This window comes from Streptomyces sp. NPDC030296 (assembly GCF_055572815.1).
The window spans coordinates 26,679-41,750 of record NZ_JBVICQ010000022.1; the positions used below are offsets into that span (position 1 = coordinate 26,679).

Sequence of the window (15,072 nt, forward strand, 5' to 3'; positions counted from 1 at the left end):
GCGGGGCCCTCTTCGTCAACCTGGGTGATTTATCCCGGGCCGGTGGTTTCGCGGACGTCGTGTCCGGGTCAGTCGGTGAGGCGCTCGCCCGTGGAGGTCGAGAACACGTGGGTCTCGCCCGGACGCGGCACGACGTGCAGCTGGGAGCCCTTCTCGGGGACCTGGCGGCCGTTGACACGGACCACGAGGTCCTTGGTCTCGCCGCCGACCTCGGCGGTGCCGTAGACGTAGCCGTCGGCGCCGAGCTCCTCCACGACGTTGACGGAGACCGCGAGGCCGGCCGGGGCGTCCTCGGAGTCCTTCGACAGGGCGGAGGCGGCGGCGCCGTTGTACTCGACCACGTCGAAGTGCTCGGGGCGGACACCGACGGTGACGGTGCGGTCGCCCCTGTCGGCGGCGGCCTTCAGGGCGTCACGGTTGACCGGGACGACGCTGTTGCCGAACTTCACACCGCCGTCGGTGATCGGGACCTCGACCAGGTTCATGGCCGGGGAGCCGATGAAGCCGGCGACGAAGAGGTTGGCGGGGCGGTCGTACATGTTGCGCGGGGTGTCGACCTGCTGGAGCAGACCGTCCTTGAGGACCGCCACGCGGTCGCCCATCGTCATGGCCTCGACCTGGTCGTGGGTGACGTAGACGGTGGTGATGCCGAGGCGGCGCTGGAGCGACGCGATCTGCGTACGGGTCGAGACGCGGAGCTTGGCGTCGAGGTTCGACAGCGGCTCGTCCATGAGGAACACCTGGGGCTCACGCACGATGGCGCGACCCATGGCGACACGCTGGCGCTGACCACCGGAGAGGGCCTTCGGCTTGCGGTCCAGGTACTCGGTGAGGTCGAGGATCTTCGCGGCCTCCTCGACCTTCTGCCGGATCTCCGCCTTGTTGACGCCGGCGATCTTGAGCGCGAAGCCCATGTTGTCGGCGACGGTCATGTGCGGGTAGAGCGCGTAGTTCTGGAACACCATGGCGATGTCCCGGTCCTTCGGCGGCAGGTGCGTGACGTCGCGGTCGCCGATGCGGATGGCTCCGCCGTTGACGTCCTCCAGGCCCGCGAGCATGCGGAGGGAGGTGGACTTGCCGCAACCGGACGGTCCGACGAGGACGAGGAACTCGCCGTCCTCGATCGCGATGTCGAGCTGGTCGACGGCGGGCTTGGTGGAACCCGGGTAGATCCGGGTCGCCTTGTCGAACGTGACAGTGGCCATGGGTCGTAGACCCCCTTCACCGGCAGGAACGTGCCGGACGATCCGAGTAAAGGTGGTGAGCCACCGGGGACGGTTCCGCGGTGGTGTAGTCCATGCGAGGGACTGGCTCAGGACGGTACCTGCCGTTCACCTCGTCTGTCAGTACCTCGACCCCTGTGAACTTCGCGGAAATTTTCGACGGAACCGCCCCATGACGTGGGTACACTGCACGGGCGCCCCCGCGCGGGGCCACGCCTCCTTAGCTCAGCTGGCCAGAGCAACGCACTTGTAATGCGTAGGTCGTCGGTTCGAATCCGACAGGGGGCTCTGGGAGAGAGACCCCGGGTCAGGTGATCGTCGACCCGGGGTCTTGTCGTTCTTCGACAGGGGTCGGCCGGGGGGCGTGTCCTTGTCGGGAGTCGTGGTCAGAAGTCGTCCGGGGTCCTGACGCGGTCGCGGATCCAGGTGCCCGCCGGCTTGAGGGAGGCCGTGCCGGTCCAGGGGCCGTTGGCGTCGCAGGTGCCCGGCTTGTAGACCGCGCCGGTGCGCTCGTCGTCGGAGAAGTTCCAGTTGACCCAGCTGATCTTCTTGGCCGCGAGGAGATCGAGGTAGCGCTGCGACATGGCGAAGTCGTTCGCGCCCTCGCCGGCGTAGTTCTGGGTGCCGAACTCGGTGACGAAGACGGGGATGCGGTCGGCCGCGCGGGAGAGGGTCCGGAGGTACTCGTCCCGGTGCGAGTACGCGTAGAAGTGGAACGTGTACATGATGTTGGACGCGTTCACCGGGTTGTTGATCACCTCGGACTCGTTCGCGCCCTCCGAGACGCCGAGTGAGGACCAGGCGCGGGTGCCGACGAGGATCGGGGTGTCGGGGTCCTTGGCCCGGATGACGGGGATGAGCTGTTCGGCGTAGCTCTTGATACGGGACCAGCTCACGCCGCTGGGCTCGTTGGCTATCTCGTACAGCAGGTTGTTCTTGTCGCGGTGGCGCTGGGCTATCTCGGAGAAGAAGGTCTTGGCGCGGGCCAGGTTGTGGTGCGGGTCACCGGGGTCGAGCATGTGCCAGTCGACGATGGCGTACATGCCGCGGGCCGTGGCCTGTTCTATGACCGAGTGGACCAGGTCGGTGAAGCGGCGCGGGTCGGTCTCGTAGCCGTCCTCCTGGATGTACATCGAGATGCGCAGGACGTCGGCCTTCCAGTCCGTGGCGAGCGCGTTCAGGGAACCGCTCGTGACGCACTGGCTGTACCACTGCAGGCCGTGGGTGCTCATACCGCGCAGCTGGATAGTTTTTCCTCGTGCGTTGCAGAGCTTGGTGCCGCAGACCTTCAGCTGTCCGTTCGCGGCCACGGGGGTGACGGCGGTCGGGGCGGCCCGGACGGCGTCGGGCCGGGGGGAGTCGGACGGGGGGTGCGTGGCCTGTGCCGACGCGGGGGTGAGGACGAGGCCGAGCAGGAGGAGCGCGGCGGTGAGCAGGACGGATCGTGCCGGTCTCATGGGGGGCTCCTGGCGGTCGAGGGATCGACGGAGGGGTGCTTCGTGCCAGTGGTGCCGGTCGTGCATGCGAGTGGTGCCGGTCGTGCATGCGGGTGGTGTCGGTCGTGCATGCGGGTGGTGCCGGTCGTGCCAGTGGTGCCGGTCGTGCCAGTGGTGCCGGTATTACCGGTCAACTAGAAGGAAACCTTCCTAACAGATATGAGTAGCGGTTGGTCCGGACCTTTGCAAGAGGTGCGACCGGACCAACCGGGGCGGCCGGTCCCGCCCAAGGCCGGGTCGTCGCCCCGCGCGCGCTCCGGCGGGGCGTTCAGCGCAGCCGGCGGGCGATCTCCAGGTCGTCCGGCTGGAGGGCGCGGCCCTCCTCGATGTCCCACAGGGCGTTCTGGAGGACGCGGGCGAGCGTCCAGGCTCCGGCCCGGCGGCGATCCAGGCCCAGGACGTCGGTCATCGCGTCGAAACGCCAGCGGACCTCGGCGGGGTCGAAGCGGTTGTCGAGGGCGGGCCAGAGGTCGAAGCCGGGGTCGCCGGCGAGGGGCTTGGGGTCGATGGCGAGCCAGGGGGCGCGGTCGGCGGCCAGGACGTTGTCGAAGTGCAGGTCCCAGTGGAGAAGCCGGTCGCCGGGCTCGTCGAGCACCTCGCGCAGGGCGGCGGCGCAGTCGGCGATCAGCCGGCGGTCCCTGGGGTCCCCGATCCGGGCCAGCACCGCCGGGGTCCGCTCCAGCATGCCCGCCCCGATGTCGGACAGGCGCCGCAGGCCCTCGGGGGCGGGCGTCGCCGTCAGGTGGGCCAGCAGACGGGCGATGACCAGGACGGCCTCGCGGGAGTCCGGCTCGTGGGACAGCATCCGGGCCGGGTCGAGGCGTTCGAGGAGCATGGTGCCCGTGTCGTCGTCGTACCGCAGGAGCCGTACGGCCCCGTCGCCGTCCCAGACGCGCAGGGCTACCGGCTCGCCCTCGCTCTCCTCGTCGAGGATCTGCAGCTTGAGGACGGCCGGGGTGCCGTCGGCCGTGTCGACCACGGGGACGACCAGGGCGCACATGCCGTGCATGGGGGTCCCGTCGAGGCGCAGCCCCCAGCGGTCCAGGAACTCGGCGGTCAGCTGGGGGAGCCCGGCGACGAACCGACGGCCCGCCGCTCCGTTGATCTCTCCCTGAGTCTCGGCCAGTGCCTCGGGGACATCGATCATGCGGGCGACCCTACGCGTACGGCTTCGCGGAATCCCTTGAATTTCCGGTCCTCCGAGGGGTCCGCAACGACGGAATCCGAAGGAGACAAGGCATGTCGGCAGGGCTGCCCTGTCGCCTCTGGCCGTACCTGGATGGCCAGGTCGCGCAGGGAGCCGGCCGCCCGGGCCCGGACCACGCACAGGATGCGTGTCGCCGCCCCGGGGCGAGAACGCCGGGGACCTGGGGTTACCTCCCACGCCCTTAAGGCAGTGGGGGAGCGCCCAAGACCGTTCGGGGCGTGCGGCTGAGCGGGCACACTCACGCTCAGTCCACAGGAACGGTTAGCGTCCGGCCATGAGCAGCACGGACGCGACCGCCTCCACCGTCAACGGCGGAATCTCCTTCTGGTACGCGCAGGCCGGCATCCCCGTGCCCAGGGAGCCGCTCACCGGGGACGCGACCGCCGACGTCGTGATCGTCGGTGGCGGGTACACCGGACTGTGGACGGCGTACTACCTGAAGAAGGCCGCGCCCACGCTGCGGATCGTCGTCCTGGAGCAGCGGTTCTGCGGGTACGGGGCGTCCGGGCGGAACGGCGGCTGGCTGTACAACGGGATCGCCGGGCGCGACCGGTACGCGCGGCTGCACGGGCGGGAGGCCGCCGTGCGGCTGCAGCGGGCCATGAACGACACGGTCGCCGAAGTGGTGCGGGTCACGGCGGACGAGGGCGTGGACACCGGGATCCATCGGGGCGGCGTCCTCGAAGTGGCCCGTACTCCGGCCCAGTTGGCGCGGCTCAAGGCGTTCCACGAGCACGAGGTGGCGTACGGGGAGCGCGACCGGGAGCTGTACGGGGCCCGGGAGACCGCCGAGCGGATCCCAGTCGCCGGTGCCGTCGGGTCTACGTGGACGCCGCACGGGGCGCGGCTGAACCCGGTGCGGCTGGTGACGGGGCTGGCGGACGTCGTCGAGGGGCTCGGGGTGACCGTGCACGAGCTGACGCCGGTCACCGAGATCCGGCCCCGGCGCGCGGTCACGCCGTACGGCACGGTCCGGGCGCCCTATGTGTTGCGCTGCACGGAGGGGTTCACGGCCAACCTCAAGGGCCAGAGGCGGACCTGGCTGCCCATGAACTCGTCGATGATCGCCACCGAGCCGCTGACCGCCGAGCAGTGGGCGTCGATCGGCTGGGACGGACGGGAGACGCTCGGCGACATGGCTCACGCGTACATGTACGCCCAGCGCACCGACGACGACCGGATCGCGCTCGGCGGACGCGGGGTGCCGTACCGCTTCGGGTCCCGGACCGACAACGACGGGCGTACGCAGCCGACGACGATCGAGGCGCTGCACGAGATCCTCGTCGGCTTCTTCCCGTCGCTGACCGGGGTGAGGGTCGCCCACGCCTGGTCCGGTGTGCTCGGGGTGCCGCGCGACTGGTGCGCCACGGTCACCCTCGACCGGTCGACGGGGCTCGGCTGGGCCGGCGGCTACGTCGGCTCCGGCGTGGCCACCGCCAACCTCGCCGCCCGCACCCTGCGCGACCTCGTCCAGCGGGACTCGGGGCAGGGCGGGGAGACGGAGCTGACCTCGCTGCCGTGGGTGAACCACCGGGTGCGCAAGTGGGAGCCGGAGCCGTTGCGTTGGGCGGGCGTGCAGGGGATGTACGCCACGTACCGCGCCGCCGACCGGCGGGAGGCGGCCTCGCCGCGCGCTCAGTCGTCACGGCTGGCGCGCTGGGCGGACCGGGTGGCGGGGCGGCACTGAGGCGGGCCGGGGGCGTCCCCGGCCGGCCCGGTCAGGCGGAGGCGTGGCGCGGGGCTTTCGCCGTGATCGTCGTCGCGGCGAGGGCGTCCCGGGGCGTGAGGGACCCCGCCCCGCGTTCCCGGACCACGGACACGATCCGTGCGCGCCGGACGTGGAGCGAAAGCGGGCGACCAGGACACCCGACACCGTTCGGGGCGTCCGGCTGAGCATGAGTGCCGGCAACAGGACCCACTCCCGTTCGGTCTTCAGGAACGGTTCGCGGGGTCGGGCGGTGGCTGTGGTCGGTGCTCGTCGTCACGGCTCCAGGACCACCTTGCCGGTCGTGCCCCGGTTCTCCAGGGCGCGGTGGGCCGCGGCCGCCTCGGCGAGGGGGAAGCGGTGGACGGCCGGGGTGAGGCGTCCGGCGGCGGCTTCCGCCAGGGCGCGGAGTTCGAGGGTGCGGATCGGGTCGGGGCCGCCCGCCCGGCGCCGCATCTCCTCGCCGAGGACCGACTGGGTGACGCCTTCGACGACATACGGTCCGCCGCCCCTGATGCCGTCCGCGGACCAGCCGAAGACGAGGTGCTTGCCGCCGGGCGCGAGGAACGCGACCGACTCACGGGCCACTTCGCCGCCCACGCCGTCGAAGACGACCGTGACCTTCCCCCGGTACGCGGCGGCCCGCTCCGGCCAGGCGGGGTCCGTGTAGTCGAGGGCGAGGTCGGCGCCGTTCGCCGCGACCCGGGCCGTCTTCGCGGGGCCGCCGGCGAGGCCGATGACCGTGGCGCCCGCGTTCCTGGCGGCCTGCACGAGCAGGGTGCCGATACCGCCGGCGGCGGCCGGGACCAGGACCACGTCCTCGGGGCCGAGGTCGGCGAAGAGGAGGATGCCCATCGTCGTACGGCCCGTGCCGATCATCGCGACGGCCTCGGCGAAGTCGAGGTTCTCCGGGATCTCGTGCAGCCGTTCGGCCTCCGTGACGGCCAGCTCGGCGTAGCCGCCGGGTGCCCAGCCGAGGTGGGCGGTGACGCGCTTGCCGAGCCAGGACGCCGGGGTGCCCTCCCCGAGGGACTCGACGACCCCGGCCACCTCTCGGCCGGGGATCGTGGGCAGCCGCGGCGCGGGTCCCGGCCCCTGCTGTCCCTCGCGCAGGGCCGTGTCGAGCAGGTGGACGCCGGCGGCGGCGACGGCTATGCGGACCTGGCCGGGGCCGGGCTCGGGGTCCTCGGTCATCTCGTGGGTGAGGTTCTCGGCCGGGCCGAAGGCGTGCAGGCGGATCGCGTGCATGGAGGGCTCCCCCTTGGGTCTGCGCTTCGCGTGTGACGCCAGCCTTCAACCTCAAGCATGCTTGAGGTCAAGGGAGTTCCGTCGGCGCCGGCCGAGGGCGAGCGAGACAGCCGCGAGGGCGCTGTTGAACGACACCTCCGACAGCACGCCCGGCGCCGCGACCTGGTCGCCCGCGAGGTACACGCCGTCGCCCCGGTCCACGGCCGGCCGGTCGCGCCAGCTGGTGCCGGGCAGATCGACCGCGCCCGTACGGCCGTTCGAGGTCGCCTCGCGCCGCCAGGTGACCCGGTCGCGCCAGCCCGGGAACCCCAGGTCCAGCAGGTGCTCGCCGCGGGCCACCCCGTCCGCGCGCGACTCGTGCGGCGCGATCGGGAACTGGCCCTGGAGCAACTGCTCACCGGCCGGAGCGAGCGTGCGGTCCTGCGCGGTGAAACGCTCGATCCAGCCGGGCGCGTCCAGGTCGGAGACCGCGAACGCGTCGCCCCGGCGCGTCCGCAGGGCGAGGTCGAGCAGCGCGGTACGGCCGCTGGGCCAGGTCAGCGAGTCGTCGCGCAGCAGACGGCGGGCGGCGTCCAGGGAGGTGGCGACGATCACCGGGCCGGGGCGGAGGCCGCGTACGTCGTCCAGGCCGTCGACCCGGCTGAGGGTCTCCATGCGCACACCGAGGTTCCAGGCGCGGGCCGCCATCCGGTCGATGACGCTCGCCCAGCCGCCGCGCGGGTAGTGCGCCTCCGGGGGCAGCTTCGTGGCCCGGCGCAGCCGTTCCTGCACGAACGCGGCGGACAGGGCGCCCGGGTCGTGGTGGAACAGCGCCACCGCCGCGTAGTGGGCGGCGGCCCGCGCGGCCTCCTCGCCCGCCTGTTCGGTCGCCCAGGTGAGGAAGTCGACGTCGACCGGGGCGCGGCCGCCGGTCCGGCGCGGGCGCAGCAGCTTCAGCATCCCGAACGGCGGGGTGCGGCGGAGGACGCCCTTGTGGTGCAGCCGTAGCCGGGACGCCTCCAGCGCCGGGAGCGGCGCGAGCGGACCGATCAGGTCGCGGCGGCTCAGCCAGGTCCAGTGGGGGCCGCCGTTGTAGAGCGCGTGCGGTCCCTCGTTCGTCCGGTACGGGCCCTCCGCGGTCCGGGCCCGGCCGCCGAGCGTGTGGTGCGCCTCGTACACGGTGACCCGGGCGCCCGACTCGGCGGCGGTGATCGCCGCGGTGAGGCCGGCGAAGCCGCCGCCGATGACGGTCAGGTGGGTGGGCGTGCGCTGCATGGTTCGGGCTCCCTCGCGTCGGTGCCGGCTGTCTGCGCGTACGACGGGGAGAGGGACCGGAATGTGACATGGGCGGCCGGGGTGACCCGCTTCGGGCAAGGTCGTCGCAGGTCAGGGGCGTTGTCAGTGGTGGGGTGCAGGATGAGGGCATGGTGCGGGCGAAGTCGGTGGTGAAGGGGGCGCGGCGACCGGAGGTGCGGTTGCCCGCGCTGGAGGCGTACGAGGGCGGAGGGCTGGAGCCGGACGGGGACTACGACGGGCTGGAGTTCCGCGAGCGGGACCTGGCCGGGCAGGACGGCGGGGGCGCCCGGTTCATGGACTGCGCGCTCACGGGCTGCGCGCTGGACGAGACGCGGCTGCACCGGGCCCGGCTGCTGGACTCCGTCCTCACCGGCATACGGGGAGTCGGCACCGACCTCGCCGAGGCCACCCTCCGTGACGTGGAGCTGGTGGACGCGCGGCTCGGCGGCGTGCAGCTGCACGGGGCGGTGCTGGAGCGGGTGCTGATCCGCGGCGGCAAGATCGACTATCTGAATCTGCGTGACGCGCGGCTCAAGGATGTCGTCTTCGAGGACTGCGTCCTCGTGGAGCCGGACTTCGGGGGCGCGCGGCTGGAGCGGGTCGAGTTCGCCGGATGCGCGGTGAGGGGCGCCGATCTGAGCGGGGCGACCCTGAAGGACGTCGACCTGCGTGGGGCCGCCTCGGTGGAGATCGCCCGTGGCGTGGAGCGGCTGTCGGGGGCGGTGATCAGCGCGGCGCAGCTGATGGATCTGGCGCCGGTGCTGGCGGGGGAGATGGGGATCAGAGTGGAGGGGTGAGGGGCCCCGGCCGACCCGGGCCGTGCGGCTCTGCGGGGCTCAGCCGAGCCGGGGGAAGCGGGCCTGGAGGGTCCAGATCGCCGGGTTGTCGGCGAGGTCCTCGTGCAGGTCGCACAGGTCGGCGACGAGGTCGTGCAGGAAGTCCCGCGCCTCTCTGCGGAGGTCGGCGTGGGAGAAGGTGAGCGGGGGTTCCTCGGCCGGCATCCAGTCGGACTCGATGTCCACCCAGCCGAAGCGGCGCTCGAAGAGCATGCGGTCGGTCGACTCGGTGAAGTCCAGCTCCGCGTGCTGCGGCCGGGAGGCGCGGGAGCCCGCGGGGTCCCGGTCCAGCTGCTCGACGATGTCGCACAGCGCCCACGCGAAGTCCAGCACCGGCACCCATCCCCAGGCTGTGGACAGCTCCCGGTCCTCCTTGGTGTCGGCGAGGTAGACGTCACCGCAGAAGAGGTCGTGCCGCAGCGCGTAGACGTCGGCGCGGCGGTAGTCCGTCTGCGGTGGGTCCGGGAAGCGGTTGGAGAGGGCGTAGCCGATGTCGAGCACGTAGGCGATGGTGTCATGTCCCCCATAGGATCTTGGACGTGTCCCGATCCGTACCGGCTGTCCCCACCGCGCTGCTAGCCGCAGCCCTGACGTTCACCCTCACCTCCTGCACGGACGAGGGGGCGGGATCCGGCACCGGCGGCACGCGCGGCGCGGCAGGCCTCGGGGACCCGTACTTCCCGAAGCTCGGCAACGGCGGTTACGACGTCACGCACTACGCCCTGACCCTCGACGTAGACATCGAGCGGGGCAAGGACCGGGACGACCACGACCACGAGGACCATGTCGAAGGGAAGGCCGTCGTCACGGCCCGGGCCAAGCAGGACCTCAGCGCGTTCGACCTGGACCTGAAGGGCATGGACGTCGAGTCCGTGACCGTCGACGGCGCCGAGGCCCGGTGGAAACGGAAGGGCCAGGAGCTGATCGTCCGGCCGGCGCACGCGCTGGAGAAGGGGCGGACGTTCCGTACGACGGTGCGCTACTCGGGCGAGCCGCGGACGATCACCGACCCGGACGGCTCCCACGAGGGCTGGCTGCCGACCGCCGACGGGGCGCTCGCGCTCGGCGAACCGACGGGCTCGATGGCCTGGTTCCCCGGCAACCACCACCCCTCGGACAAGGCGACGTACGACCTCACCGTCACCGTCCCGCAGCGTCTCCAGGTCGTCTCCAACGGGGAGTTGCGCGGCGAGTCGACGAAGGGCGGCCGTACGACGTTCGCGTGGCGCTCGGCCGAGCCGATGGCGAGCTATCTCGCCGCGCTCGCGATCGGCGCGTACGAGATCCGGCGCCCCACGGTCGGCGAGAAGAAGCCGCCGGTGTACATAGCCGTGGACCCCGAGGAGGCCGAGGGCGGCCGCGAGGCCCTCGACGACATCCCGGACATTATCGACTGGGCGGAGATCAACTTCGGCCCGTACCCCTTCTCCTCCACCGGCGCGATCGTCGAGCGGGAGGAGGACGTGGAGTACGCGCTGGAGACCCAGAACCGCCCGGTCGTCCCCGGTGCCCCCGACACCGGCCTGCTCGTCCATGAGCTGGCCCACCAGTGGTACGGCAACTCCGTCACGCCCAAGAGCTGGCGGGACATGTGGCTCAACGAGGGCTTCGCCACGTACGCGGAGTGGCTGTGGCAGGAGGACCACGGGGGCGACAGCGCCCAGGAGAACTTCGACGCGCTCCACGAGGGCGACTACTTCGACACCGCCGAGGCCGACGAGGGGGTCTGGGCGTTCCCGCCCGCGGAGCCGCCGAGCGCCGAGCACATCTCCGACAGCCCGGTCTACGAGCGCGCCGCCATGGTCCTGCACAAGATCCGCCAGGCCATCGGCGACGACGCCTTCTTCGACCTGCTCAAGGGCTGGGCCACAGCCCGCCGTCACGGCAACGCGAGTACGGCGGACTTCACCGCGTACGCCGAGGAACACGCGGAGAAGACGGCGCCGGACGCCGACCTGAAGCCGATCTGGGAGGAGTGGCTGTACGGGGAGGGCAAGCCGAAGAAGGCGTGAGGCCGGGGCCGACGGCCGGGCGCCGGGGGCTTGAGCGGGGCCGGGCGTGACTTCACCGGGACACGGGCTGGGCGAGTGGCGCGGGGCCCTCGGGGTCGAGGGGCTTGCGCAGGACCGTGCAGGGCCGGCCCCGTTGGCGGTCGGCCCGGTGGGCGATGATCTCGTAGCCGAGGGAGGTCCAGAAGGCGAGGGCGCCGGGGTTGTTGTCGAGTGCGGCGAGGCGTACGGCGGTTCGGCCGGCCTGTCGCAGCCGTGTCTCGACGAGCGCCGCCAACCGGCGTCCGTGACCCCGCCGTTGCGCTGCAGCGTCGATGAGCAGGAGTCCGATCCACGGGTCGGGGTCGGCGGGGTCGGGGTGGTGCGCGAGGGTGATGACGACGCCGACGAGGGGAGGGGTGCCGTCGCTGTGGCCCGCGCTGTCGGGGGCGGCGTCGCGGGCGAGGAGGATCTCCACGTCCGGGTTGGCCAACTCCAGGGCCAGGGCGGCGTTCACCTGCTCGGGGCGGATGTCGTCGGGGTCCGGGAAGTCGCCGCTGAGGGTGTAGAAGGCTCGGTTGGAGGCGTGCAGGGCGGTGAGTTCGGCGAGGAGGGGGCCGGGGACGGTCCCGTCCTCGGCGGTGCGGAGGGTCTCGAGCAGCAACATGCCCCGCACGGTATCGACGAGGTCCGACATCGCCCCGCGCCGTGGAGCCGCCGAGCACCGGTAAATGCGGAGACCCCCAGCTCACGGCCGCCTACAGTGCGTGCGTCGAGCTCGGCTCGGGCCTCTGGCCGGGCACCCGCGCCCGGCGCGGCGTCCCCGGCCGGCTGCACATCCAGTACGCGGGGGACTGGCGGGTGTGACGCCGAAGGCCCCGCACGACGGTGAGGTCGGGCGGGGCCTTCGGGGGGTGGCTCTCAGGCGGAGCGTCAGACGTTGACGCCGAAGTCCTGGGCGATGCCGACGAGGCCGGAGGCGTAGCCCTGGCCGACGGCGCGGAACTTCCACTCGGCGCCGTTGCGGTAGAGCTCGCCGAAGACCATGGCGGTCTCGGTGGCCGCGTCCTCGGAGAGGTCGTAGCGGGCGATCTCGGCGCCGCCGGCCTGGTTGATGATGCGGATGTAGGCGTTGCGGACCTGGCCGAAGTTCTGCGAGCGGTTCTCCGCGTCGTAGATCGAGACCGGGAAGACGATCTTGTCGATGTCGGCGGGGAGGCCCGCCAGGTTGACGTTGATCGCCTCGTCGTCGCCCGCGCCCTCGCCCGTGCGGTTGTCGCCGGTGTGGACGATGGTGTTGTCCGGGGTCTGCTTGTTGTTGAAGAAGACGAAGTGGGCGTCCGAATACACCTTGCCCTGGGTGTTGACCGCGATGGCCGAGGCGTCCAGGTCGAAGTCGGTGCCCGTGGTGGTGCGGACGTCCCAGCCGAGGCCCACGGTGACGGCGGTCAGGCCCGGAGCCTCCTTGGTGAGCGAGACGTTGCCACCCTTGGACAGGCTTACAGCCATGGTTGGGAGTCCTTCCCTCGTTGCGTACGTGCCTTACGGGCTTCGTGCCGGGGACGAAGCTACCTGTACCCCTATGAACGCAGGGAGGGGCGCCAGAGGTTCCTGGCGTTTTTACTTTCTTTACCCGGGCGGCCGGGGCGGCCGGGACGGGACGGTGGGGCGGGCGGGGAAGGGGCGGGCCGGAAAAGCGGGTGACGGCGAGGCCGGGGCTCGGTGACCATGGGGGTATGTCCGCTCCTTCCCGGGGGTCGGGGAGCCCGCTCTCCCGAGGCCTCACCATCCGTGGCTCCGTCTCCGTTCCCGAGGCCGAGCTGATGTGGCGTTTCTCCCGGTCCTCCGGTCCCGGCGGACAGCACGTCAACACCAGTGACTCGCAGGTCGAGCTGCGGTTCGACGTCGCCAACACCGAGGCGCTGCCCGAGGTGTGGAAGCGGCGCGCCCTGGAGCGGCTCGCCGGGCGGCTCGTCGACGGGGTCGTCAGTGTTCGGTCCTCCGAGCACCGTTCACAGTGGCGAAACCGGGAGACCGCCGCGGTGCGCCTGGCGGCGCTGCTCGCCGAGGCCACCGCTCCGCCGCCGAAGCCGCGTCGGCCTACGCGTATCCCGAAGGGGATCAACGAGCGGCGGCTGCGGGAGAAGAAGCAGCGCTCCGAGACCAAGCGGGGGCGGAACGGTCGGGATTGGGGCTAGGGCCTGTCGTTTGGATCATGCCTGGGTCGCGGGGCTTGACGCGTGCGGTGTTTATGGGTGCCGTCCTGACCGGCTGTTTTTCGCGTTCTGATGTGCGATTCGGTCTTGTTGGAGGGCGGGTGTGATCCGTTATGGCCGGGGCGGCGGAATGGCGGTGATCCGGGTGGCGGGGTGCTGCCGATGAGTTACGCCGAATTTCCCGATCGTGAGTCGCGTCATGCCAGGAACTCTTTCGGTCGCCGCCTACCGAATGCTCGGTTTGTTCGTGGGGCGGGGGCTGGTCGGGGCGGGGGAGGCGTGGGGGCCGCTTGGCCGAAACCTTGCGGTGTGGCGGGGGCCGTGGGGTGCGGGTGGGCGGCGGGTGGGGGTTGGTCGGCTGCGGGTTCGTCGGGGCTGGTCGCGCAGTTCCCCGCGCCCCTGACCGAGGGCTGCGCCTCCCAGACCTCTAGCCCGACCCCGCCGCTCTTTGCTGTCTGCGGTGGGGAACGGAATGGCTCAGCCCAACTGGCGGTACCTGCCTCGGAAGTAGGTCAGGGGGCCGCCCTCCGTGCCCTGGACCGTGGCTTGCAGGACGCGGCCGATGACCAGGGTGTGGTCGCCGGCGGGTACGCGTTGCTCGGTGCGGCATTCCAGCGTGGCCAGGGCGTCGGTGATCAAGGGCGCGGCGGTCAGGGGGCCCGGGGTGTGGGGAACGGACTCGAAGAGCAGGCGGTCGCTCACGCGGCCCTTCATGGCGAAGCGGCCCGCGATGGTGCGCTGGTGCTCCGAGAGCAGGGAGACGGCCCAGAGCGGCTGCTCGGCGAGGAGGTCGTCCATCCGGGAACCCTCGCGGAGGCTGACCAGGACGAGAGGCGGTTCGAGGGACACGGACATGAACGAGGTGGCCGTCATGCCGACGTCCTCGCCGCGCGGCCCCTCGGGGTCCGGCTGCGCCTCGTGCGCCGTCACCAGGACCACACCCGCCGCCAGCCGGGACATCACGGCACGGAACTCGTCTTCGCTCACCCCCTCAGGATGCCCGCCGGGGAGGGAAGGGTGAGCCTCAGGGGGTGTGCGGGGAGGCCATGTCGCCCGGGGCGCGGACAGGGGCGGGGCGGGGGAGGCTGGGATCGCTGAGGGCTTCGACACGTCCGCACGCTAGTCCGTGGCCCCAGGCCGCCACATCGGGCCGGAGATCCACCTTCGGGCCGGTCCTGCGACCTAGGCCGTGTCCGCAAAGTCCCGTCTGCCCCGCGACGCCTGGCACGCTCTCCCGCCGCACCGGGCGAAAGCCCAAGTACATCCAGTACGAGGCTTTCGCCCGGCACGCCGAGAGCACGCACCAGACGCCGCGGGGCCCGCCTTCCGGGCGGACGACGGGACTCTGCGGACAGGACCGAGGGCCTGCCGTTTGGATCACGCCTGGGTCGCGGGGCGTGGCACGCGGGTCTGCCGCGTTGTCGTCAGTCGCCAACGCTCCGCGTTGACTCCCTCCTCCGCCTTGCGGCCGCACGCATCACGCCCCGCTCACCGGCACAGTCAAGGCGCCGTAGCCCGAAGTCGGCATGATCCAACGAAGGACACCCGGTCGCACCCATCGGCCCCGGCTCGCCCGCGTGCCCGGCGCGTGGCTCAAAAGGGTTCGTCTACCCCGTCGTCGCACTCGGTCGTCATCGCTCACAGGGCCTACACAGAGTCCTGAATTCTGTTCAGGAAGCGCACGCCGGAAACGCATAAACTCCACTCAATTGCTCATGTTTTGTTGTGACTTGAGTCACAGGAGCCATATTTTGTTGACCCTGTGTACCGAGTGGGCTTCGCGCTGTGATTCAGTGGCGGGGACGCTGCAAGCTGTAAGCAGGAACTGTAAGCGGTAGTAAGCCCATGAGTTACGCCGGATAGCAACCCTGGAGCCTG

13 protein-coding genes and 1 tRNA gene are annotated in these 15,072 nt (G+C 71.5%); 5 read left to right on the forward strand and 9 right to left on the reverse strand.

What is annotated here, in order from left to right; genetic code table 11:
* Positions 1-68: 68 nt before the first annotated feature.
* Positions 69-1,205, reverse strand: a complete 1,137-nt coding sequence (locus ACZ4Z3_RS38665) for an ABC transporter ATP-binding protein (RefSeq protein WP_468505437.1) — start codon at positions 1,203-1,205, stop codon at positions 69-71.
* Positions 1,206-1,437: 232 nt separating this feature from the next.
* On the opposite strand from ACZ4Z3_RS38665, the gene ACZ4Z3_RS38670 reads away from it, so the two are divergent.
* Positions 1,438-1,511: transfer RNA gene (locus ACZ4Z3_RS38670), tRNA-Thr, on the forward strand.
* Between the two features lie 98 nt (positions 1,512-1,609).
* Here ACZ4Z3_RS38670 and ACZ4Z3_RS38675 read toward each other — a convergent pair.
* Entirely contained in the window at positions 1,610-2,680 is a 1,071-nt protein-coding gene (locus tag ACZ4Z3_RS38675) for a glycoside hydrolase family 5 protein (RefSeq protein WP_468505438.1), read from the reverse strand.
* A gap of 307 nt (positions 2,681-2,987) precedes the next feature.
* Complete coding sequence (locus ACZ4Z3_RS38680) at positions 2,988-3,866, reverse strand: aminoglycoside phosphotransferase family protein (protein WP_468505439.1); 879 nt, start codon at positions 3,864-3,866, stop codon at positions 2,988-2,990.
* Positions 3,867-4,200: 334 nt separating this feature from the next.
* On the opposite strand from ACZ4Z3_RS38680, the gene ACZ4Z3_RS38685 reads away from it, so the two are divergent.
* Positions 4,201-5,613, forward strand: coding sequence for an NAD(P)/FAD-dependent oxidoreductase (locus tag ACZ4Z3_RS38685; protein WP_468505440.1), 1,413 nt, complete (start codon positions 4,201-4,203; stop codon positions 5,611-5,613).
* Positions 5,614-5,907: 294 nt separating this feature from the next.
* On the opposite strand, the gene ACZ4Z3_RS38690 is transcribed toward ACZ4Z3_RS38685, so the two are convergent.
* Positions 5,908-6,879 (reverse strand): zinc-binding dehydrogenase, encoded by a 972-nt coding sequence (locus ACZ4Z3_RS38690; protein ID WP_468505441.1) that lies wholly within the window; start codon positions 6,877-6,879, stop codon positions 5,908-5,910.
* A gap of 51 nt (positions 6,880-6,930) precedes the next feature.
* On the reverse strand, positions 6,931-8,133 hold the full coding sequence (locus ACZ4Z3_RS38695) for an FAD-dependent oxidoreductase (RefSeq protein ID WP_468505442.1): 1,203 nt from the start codon (positions 8,131-8,133) through the stop codon (positions 6,931-6,933).
* 149 nt (positions 8,134-8,282) lie between these two features.
* Here ACZ4Z3_RS38695 and ACZ4Z3_RS38700 point away from each other — a divergent pair, with 149 nt between their 5' ends.
* The gene (locus ACZ4Z3_RS38700) at positions 8,283-8,951 is read left to right on the forward strand and encodes a pentapeptide repeat-containing protein (protein ID WP_468505443.1); all 669 of its coding nucleotides are present in this window, start codon (positions 8,283-8,285) and stop codon (positions 8,949-8,951) included.
* A gap of 39 nt (positions 8,952-8,990) precedes the next feature.
* Here the strand turns inward: ACZ4Z3_RS38700 and ACZ4Z3_RS38705 are convergent, their stop codons facing one another.
* Positions 8,991-9,491, reverse strand: a complete 501-nt coding sequence (locus tag ACZ4Z3_RS38705; RefSeq protein ID WP_468505444.1) for a hypothetical protein — start codon at positions 9,489-9,491, stop codon at positions 8,991-8,993.
* Positions 9,492-9,529: 38 nt separating this feature from the next.
* Here ACZ4Z3_RS38705 and ACZ4Z3_RS38710 point away from each other — a divergent pair, with 38 nt between their 5' ends.
* Positions 9,530-11,002, forward strand: a complete 1,473-nt coding sequence (locus tag ACZ4Z3_RS38710; protein ID WP_468505445.1) for a M1 family metallopeptidase — start codon at positions 9,530-9,532, stop codon at positions 11,000-11,002.
* Between the two features lie 52 nt (positions 11,003-11,054).
* On the opposite strand, the gene ACZ4Z3_RS38715 is transcribed toward ACZ4Z3_RS38710, so the two are convergent.
* Both ACZ4Z3_RS38715 and ACZ4Z3_RS38720 read right to left on the reverse strand, forming a co-directional pair.
* A complete protein-coding gene (locus ACZ4Z3_RS38715; protein ID WP_468505446.1) occupies positions 11,055-11,645 on the reverse strand; it encodes a GNAT family N-acetyltransferase in 591 nt (196 codons plus the stop codon).
* A 266-nt stretch (positions 11,646-11,911) separates the two neighbouring features.
* Positions 11,912-12,487, reverse strand: a complete 576-nt coding sequence (locus tag ACZ4Z3_RS38720) for a TerD family protein (RefSeq protein WP_037670126.1) — start codon at positions 12,485-12,487, stop codon at positions 11,912-11,914.
* Between the two features lie 227 nt (positions 12,488-12,714).
* Here ACZ4Z3_RS38720 and arfB point away from each other — a divergent pair, with 227 nt between their 5' ends.
* A complete protein-coding gene (gene arfB / locus ACZ4Z3_RS38725) occupies positions 12,715-13,176 on the forward strand; it encodes an alternative ribosome rescue aminoacyl-tRNA hydrolase ArfB (protein WP_468505447.1) in 462 nt (153 codons plus the stop codon).
* A gap of 495 nt (positions 13,177-13,671) precedes the next feature.
* On the opposite strand, the gene ACZ4Z3_RS38730 is transcribed toward arfB, so the two are convergent.
* Positions 13,672-14,181, reverse strand: a complete 510-nt coding sequence (locus ACZ4Z3_RS38730) for a flavin reductase family protein (protein WP_468505448.1) — start codon at positions 14,179-14,181, stop codon at positions 13,672-13,674.
* Positions 14,182-15,072 lie beyond the last annotated feature (891 nt).